The sequence below is a fragment of the Mesorhizobium sp. M7A.F.Ca.CA.002.05.1.1 genome (genome assembly GCF_003998335.1).
Classification (GTDB): domain Bacteria; phylum Pseudomonadota; class Alphaproteobacteria; order Rhizobiales; family Rhizobiaceae; genus Mesorhizobium.
In genome coordinates this window covers 1-6011 of sequence record NZ_RZQI01000332.1, presented here as the reverse complement: position 1 = coordinate 6011, position 6011 = coordinate 1, and the positions used below count along the sequence as shown (strand labels likewise).

The following is a 6011-nucleotide window of genomic DNA, read 5'->3' as shown; positions in this document are numbered from 1 at the left end:
CTCGCCAGGACCGTCGGCTTTCCCTGCGCCGAGGTGCGACTTGCCGATGGTACGAACGTGACGCTCCATTCCATCGAGAGCCTGAACGATGCCTACTCTCCTGAAAATGAAGTCGAATTGGGCAGGGCGCTTGCAGATTTCGCGGCACACCAGGCGCGCTGGGACGCTGCTGATGCTGAGATCGGCTATTCGAGAACAGACGAACTGATCCGGCAATCGGAAACAGCCGAAAGCGCACTTCTGGAGGATCTACCGCAGACAGTGGCCACGTCCATCGAAGGCATTTTGGCCAAGCTCGAGGTCATCCTGCGTGACGGTGAGCACTGGGAACATCCAGACGATTTCCCCTGGCCGCATATCCGATCGGTGTTGGATGACCTCGCCCGCCACACCATAAATATCGATCCGGCGACGATCGCCGGATCGATCGGGTAATCGATAGCTGACGGCTCTTATAGGCGGAGAGGAAGCTGTCTGCCTCAAGGGAAGCCTGATCGATCGCCGGCGTCACGGCCGCTCCGCTGAACGCTTGCTCTGTCAGCCTGAGGGGCGGCCACCGATTCGGCGCGGGCTCTGAAAGGAGATAAGCGGCCAGTTCTGGGCGGTTCGACCCAAAGTTGACTTGGTTGAGCGTGAGGCCGACCATCGTTTCTGGTTTGCCGTGTTCGTTCGCCTCGGCGACGCTTGTAATGGACATGGCCCACTGGGCTCAAGCAATAGCCTCGCCGCCGTGACCGCTGCGTCTCGATGAAGCCCAGTTTTCCGCGCAGTGTGCATCACCCTCATCACGCCTTGTCGCCCTGGTCTTGTGGACGCCACGAAACGGGATTGGAGATCCAGCGACTGATATCGGATTCATGCCAGCCTGCACCGGGGATACTGATCTGAATCTGGCGTGGGAAGGTGCCTTTGGCGATCTTGCGATAGATCGTGGATCGGGACAGACCGGTCCGGGAAAGAACGGTTTTCAGGCGGATGATACGATCTGGTTCAAGCATGGTCGCGCTGCCTTCTGTTGGCTGTTCTTGATTGCTCCTGATCCAGAGAGGACAGACACTTACGGGCGTGCAAGAGGTTTTCCGCCGACGTCGTACCCCGGCCTAGAGACGGCGGCAAATGGGATGGGTTTAGAGTCCAATGCCACGGCCCCGCCCAAGCTCGATACCGTGATTGAAGGCGTTCTAAGTCCGAAACGAAGGCCTGAGACCGAAGAATCCGTGCCCTGAGACAGTCCATACGCGCCCCGAGTCCAGTTTGCCTGGGGTTCCTGGAAGCTTTTCGAACTTTCTGGGTCACTCCACAGCCCAAATTGCGGGTGCTCATGGACAAAGTGGGATACTAGTTTCGGCTTTTCCATGCCTTTGCAGGGATCGACCCCAGTGGCACGTTGCGCCCGATAGCGCGACGGCATGACTTCCAAGTGTGAACGGCAGCTTGGCGCCCAACCCCCGACGCTAGGATCTCTCTCAGTACCGCTCAAAAAGCGCACATTCCGAGTTCTCAGGGGCAGCTCGATCCAGTGGCGGACGTTCGATGTGAGCTTCCTGGCGGTAACGGCCGTCCATGTCGACGGCCAAAGCTAGTGCAGGAACACACTAGACCTGCTGGGGCCTGTGTTCTACTCGCCGCCGATCGGCCGATTGCAGGGCAGAGATGCAGCGTTCCAGCCGTTGAAGCCGCGATTTGCTGGAATGAATGTGGTAGCCGAGCTCGGTAAGCCTTCTTGGCTTGGCAGCCCCTGTCTGGGTAAGTAGCTCAGTTTCCAGTCGGACGATCTGTTCCCTGAGCATTTGGGCTTCGGCCAGCCGCATTTGCCGGATCCAGCTTCGACCTCGCATTCTCCCGGTCCTCCACGCTTTAGTCAAAAGCCCCGGAGGCGCTGCTGCTCTGGTGGGTTCTCGATTGGGCGCTGTTCGGAGTCACGCAATGTCCGTCACCATCGTTGGATATTTTGTGGCTCGCGCGTCCAACCGCGGTTCAAACCTCGACCAATATGCGTCGGCATCTGTGCGCGGCAATCTTTCGATGGGATTTTTTCGCGGCTGGGTTTGGTCAAATTGAGTGACACTCGGAGCCTATGTGCCGACTTAAAAGCGCGATCGGCGAGACGCTCCTTCAGCCGTCTACTGCACGGACGAGGCCCGTAGCAAACCTATCGTTCGCTCGCCCAGCATCGCATGGACGGCAGAGGCGATGATTGAGCCAAGACGCGGTCGGATGCAGCCACTTCGCTGGGCAGAGCCGCTTAACTCTGGTCCACAAACGTTGCGTTTGTGTGGTACAGAACTGCTGTACCATCGTTAAGTGGAATCAAAATCGAACGACCGGGAACCGGGTCATTCGAGGAACAGTTTACATCCCAAATGGTAAAGACGCTCAGCCAGGCTGCATGGAAGAGTGTTATATAAATTAGAGAATTCTAATAGATGCCGTGAATGTGTTTCCTGCCGCCCATGACACCGACGGACTAACATGATTTCTTCTGATCACGAGCTTGATGACGGCTTCAATTCATCCGATCAGGATTTGCAGTCTGTTTCTTCGATTACCGGTGAGTGGACGATTGCGACACAGCGGGGCAGGGCGACCTATTCCCTCATGCCACCCGGGCTGCACACCTTCGAGGCGAGTGAACACGTTGTCTTTGTCGGTCTCGAGGCCGCACCCGTGTGTGCCACACTTGGAGGGGGCAAGGCCGAGCGCTATGACGCGCCGGCAGGAAGCATCATTGTCAAGCCGGCACATCTTGAAGCGCGGCTGCGTCTATCACAGGCGCGGGAGAGCGCCACTATCGTCTACCCGGACGACAGTCTCAAAGAACTGGCCAGGCAGCAATTTGGCCCAGTGGAAACGGAGCTGACGCCTCCGCCCCTGGGCACACGGGACGACAATGCGTTGCGTGTCGCCCAACTGCTCAAGACGGAGCTCACGAAGAAGGAGGGCGCAAACCGCTTCCACGTCGAGCAGCTGATCGCGATCCTGGGCATTCACGTGCTTCACGCATATGCCATACGAACCAGCGGGCCGGAGCAGTTCAAGGGCGGTCTTTCCAGGCAGTCCGCGCAGAAACTGCAGGAGTTCCTGCGAATCAACCTCGCCCGCAAGATATCTGTCGGCGAGCTAGCCGCACTTGCAAAGCTTTCACCGAAGCATTTCACCCAAGCGTTTAGCCGAAGCTTTGGGATGACGCCGCATCGCTACCTTTTGGACCTCCGGCTCGACCACGCCACGCGTCTGTTATCGAACCGAGACATGACCATTGCGGAGGTTGCCTATCTAAGCGGGTTTTCAAGCCAGAGTCATTTGACAGCTGCGATGAGGAAGTTCCGGGGCGCGACCCCGACCCGCTTTCGATCCTCAATCTAGCGTGCGATTTCGGGCATCAGTTAAGGCAATATTAGCGTTACGAAATAATGAGTTGTGATATTCCAGTAACACTCCGGTAGAAGTGTCTAATCAAAACAAAGCGCGTCGGACGTTTTTGTCAAACGTCGTACCTTTTTGAAATACGTCCGGATGTTTCCATGCCCATGTTGGCGCCAGTGTCCTGATTCCTTGGGATGCATTGCATTAAGACTTTCTAATGTAGGGGGATACATGGCTGGGTTGGCCTGCGGCGGGACCATCCATGACCAGAAGGACGGCGGCGACAGTGCCGGCGACCCGAGGCTGAAAGCCGGCCACCTTCATCCTAGGCGCGCATCCTCTCAAGCGCTACCGGGTCCCAAGGGACGGGCGGCGAGGCAAGCAGATAGGCCTATCTTCTCCCAGCTACTGCGCGGTGGCCGGATGACCAAGTGGAAGGGCGAAGCGGCGAGCTACGCCGCTCATATGGCGCAGCCGGCCTCCGCGGCGGCGCGGGCGTTGGCCGCCCCGCTCCTGCCAGCGGTCCTGCTGATGACGCTGGCCACGGGGCCGGCCGCCACCGCCGACAGAAACTGGGATCCCAACGGCACGGCGGCCGGAACTGGCGGCACTGGGACCTGGGACGTGAGCTCCAATCGGTGGAGTCCCAACAGCGACGGCGTCAGTGGTCCTTATACGCCGTGGAGCAACGCCGCTCTCGACAATGCCATCTTCGGCGGCGCCAGCGGAACAATCGCCACAGTGACGCTGGGCGCGCCGATCACCGCGAACAGCCTGACCATCAACACCAACACGACCTATACGGTCACGGGCAGCACGCTGACACTCGCCGGTGCCACCCCGACGATCACCACCAACGGTGTCGCAACCATCAGTTCGATTCTGGCCGGCACTGCGGGACTGACCAAGGCGGGAGCGGGTACCCTGACCCTCACCGGCGCCAATACCTTCGGCGGCGGTATCAATGTGACCGCGGGTAGGTTGAACGTCAGTGGCGATTCGGCGCTCGGCGCCGCCAGCAATGGCATCACCTTGTCGGCGGGCACGATTTTGCAAAGCACTGGCGCGCTCGCCGCTAGCCGCGTTGTTACGCTGCTCTCCGGCACCGCCGCCATTGGAGGAGGTGTCGGCTCTGCGCACATCACCGGCGCCGGCGGCTTTTCCCTGGTCGCACAGACGGTGCTGAGCGATGATACCAATGATTTCACCGGGGCGGTCGCTACCGACAGCTTCAACCTGTACTTCACATCGATCGGCAACCTGGGCGAGGCAAGCGCGCTCGGCGCGGCAACCACGGTGGCCAACGGAACGGTCTTCGTCCGCAATGCCTCCGCCGTCTATACCGGCAGCGGCGATACTTCGAACCGCAGCTGGAACATGGCGCCTAGCACCGGCTCCTCCGCCCTGACAAATCAGGGAACCGGCACGCTGACCGTAACCGGAGACATGACAGCGGGCGGCGGGTTTGCAGCATCTGTCATTCTGAACGCGCAGACGGCGGACCTTGGAGTGCTGGGCGTCATCAGCAGCAACCTTGCAACCCGGCCCTTCATATTCATGGGCGGCGGGACAAACCGCACTATCACATTGGGTGGAGCCAACACCTTTGGTGGTGCCGTCACGATCCAGACCGTTACCGTGAAGGCCAGTTCACTGGCGAACCAGGGGGCCGCCAGCTCGCTGGGTTCAGGCTCAATCATCAACCTCAACACCGGCGTATTGTCCTATACCGGCGCGGGGGCCAGCACCGACCGCATACTGTCGCTCAACGGCGCCAGCGCGATCCTCAATGATGGCACCGGCTCGCTGGCGCTGAGCGGCGCGGCCTCGTTCAATCCAGCCAATCCGGGCGACACCTTCACGCTTGGCGGCAGCTTCGCCGGCGGCAACACCTTTTCGGGCGCGATTTCCGGCAACGGCAATCTGGTCATGAACGGCGCGGCGGGAAACAGCTGGCTGCTCAGCGGCGCCAACACATATGTCGGGTCGACTACCGTCACCAGCGGAACCCTGCGGGCCGGCAGCGCCAACGCGTTCGGCGCGCCCAACGCGGTGGTCGTCAATGGCGGCACGCTGGACCTCAATGGCTTTGATACCACGGCCACGTCGCTCGCCGGCGCGGGCGGCAGCGTGACTCTCAACGGCGCCGATCTGACGATCAACGGCGCCGCCAGCACCAGCTATGCCGGCGTTATCGCCGACGGCGCCACCAGCGGCGGCGGCCTCATCAAGCGCGGCACCGGCACGCTCACGCTGAGCGGGGCAAACACCTATACCGGCGACACCACGGTCAATGGCGGCACCCTGGCGCTGAACTTCGCCGCGCCAGGAGCGCCGACCAGCAACATCATCTCAGGCTCGTCCGGCCTCAACCTGGCCGGCGGCGTGGTCACACTGACCGGCGCAGCGGGCGTGGCAAACAGCCAGACTTTCGACGGTCTGAACGTCAGCGCGGGCAACAACCAGATCGTCGCGACAGCCGGTGTGGGCGGCAGCATGACGCTCAACCTCGGCGCGATCACGCACACCGGCGGCCTGCTCGATTTCAAGCTGCCGACGAGCGGCAGCATCACCACGACCAATGGCGATGGCGCGCTCAGCTGGGCAACCGTCAACGGCACCGACTACGCGCAGGTCAGCGGCGG

4 protein-coding genes and 1 pseudogene are annotated in these 6011 nt (G+C 60.8%); 4 read left to right on the top strand and 1 reads right to left on the bottom strand.

Annotated features, from left to right (window positions below; all coding sequences use genetic code 11):
• Positions 1–435 (top strand): annotated as a pseudogene (locus tag EN939_RS38105) (hypothetical protein); the annotation flags it as partial.
• A gap of 350 nt (positions 436–785) precedes the next feature.
• Here the strand turns inward: EN939_RS38105 and EN939_RS17685 are convergent.
• Complete coding sequence (locus EN939_RS17685) at positions 786–998, bottom strand: helix-turn-helix transcriptional regulator (protein WP_127269046.1); 213 nt, start codon at positions 996–998, stop codon at positions 786–788.
• A gap of 928 nt (positions 999–1926) precedes the next feature.
• On the opposite strand from EN939_RS17685, the gene EN939_RS39725 reads away from it, so the two are divergent.
• From EN939_RS39725 to EN939_RS17675, 3 genes are all read left to right on the top strand, one after another.
• Positions 1927–2061, top strand: coding sequence for a hypothetical protein (locus tag EN939_RS39725; protein ID WP_256754990.1), 135 nt, complete (start codon positions 1927–1929; stop codon positions 2059–2061).
• Between the two features lie 411 nt (positions 2062–2472).
• Positions 2473–3366, top strand: a complete 894-nt coding sequence (locus EN939_RS17680) for a helix-turn-helix domain-containing protein (protein ID WP_127269045.1) — start codon at positions 2473–2475, stop codon at positions 3364–3366.
• Positions 3367–3789: 423 nt separating this feature from the next.
• On the top strand, positions 3790–6011 hold a 2222-nt coding region (locus EN939_RS17675), incomplete at its 3' end, for a beta strand repeat-containing protein (RefSeq protein ID WP_206528305.1).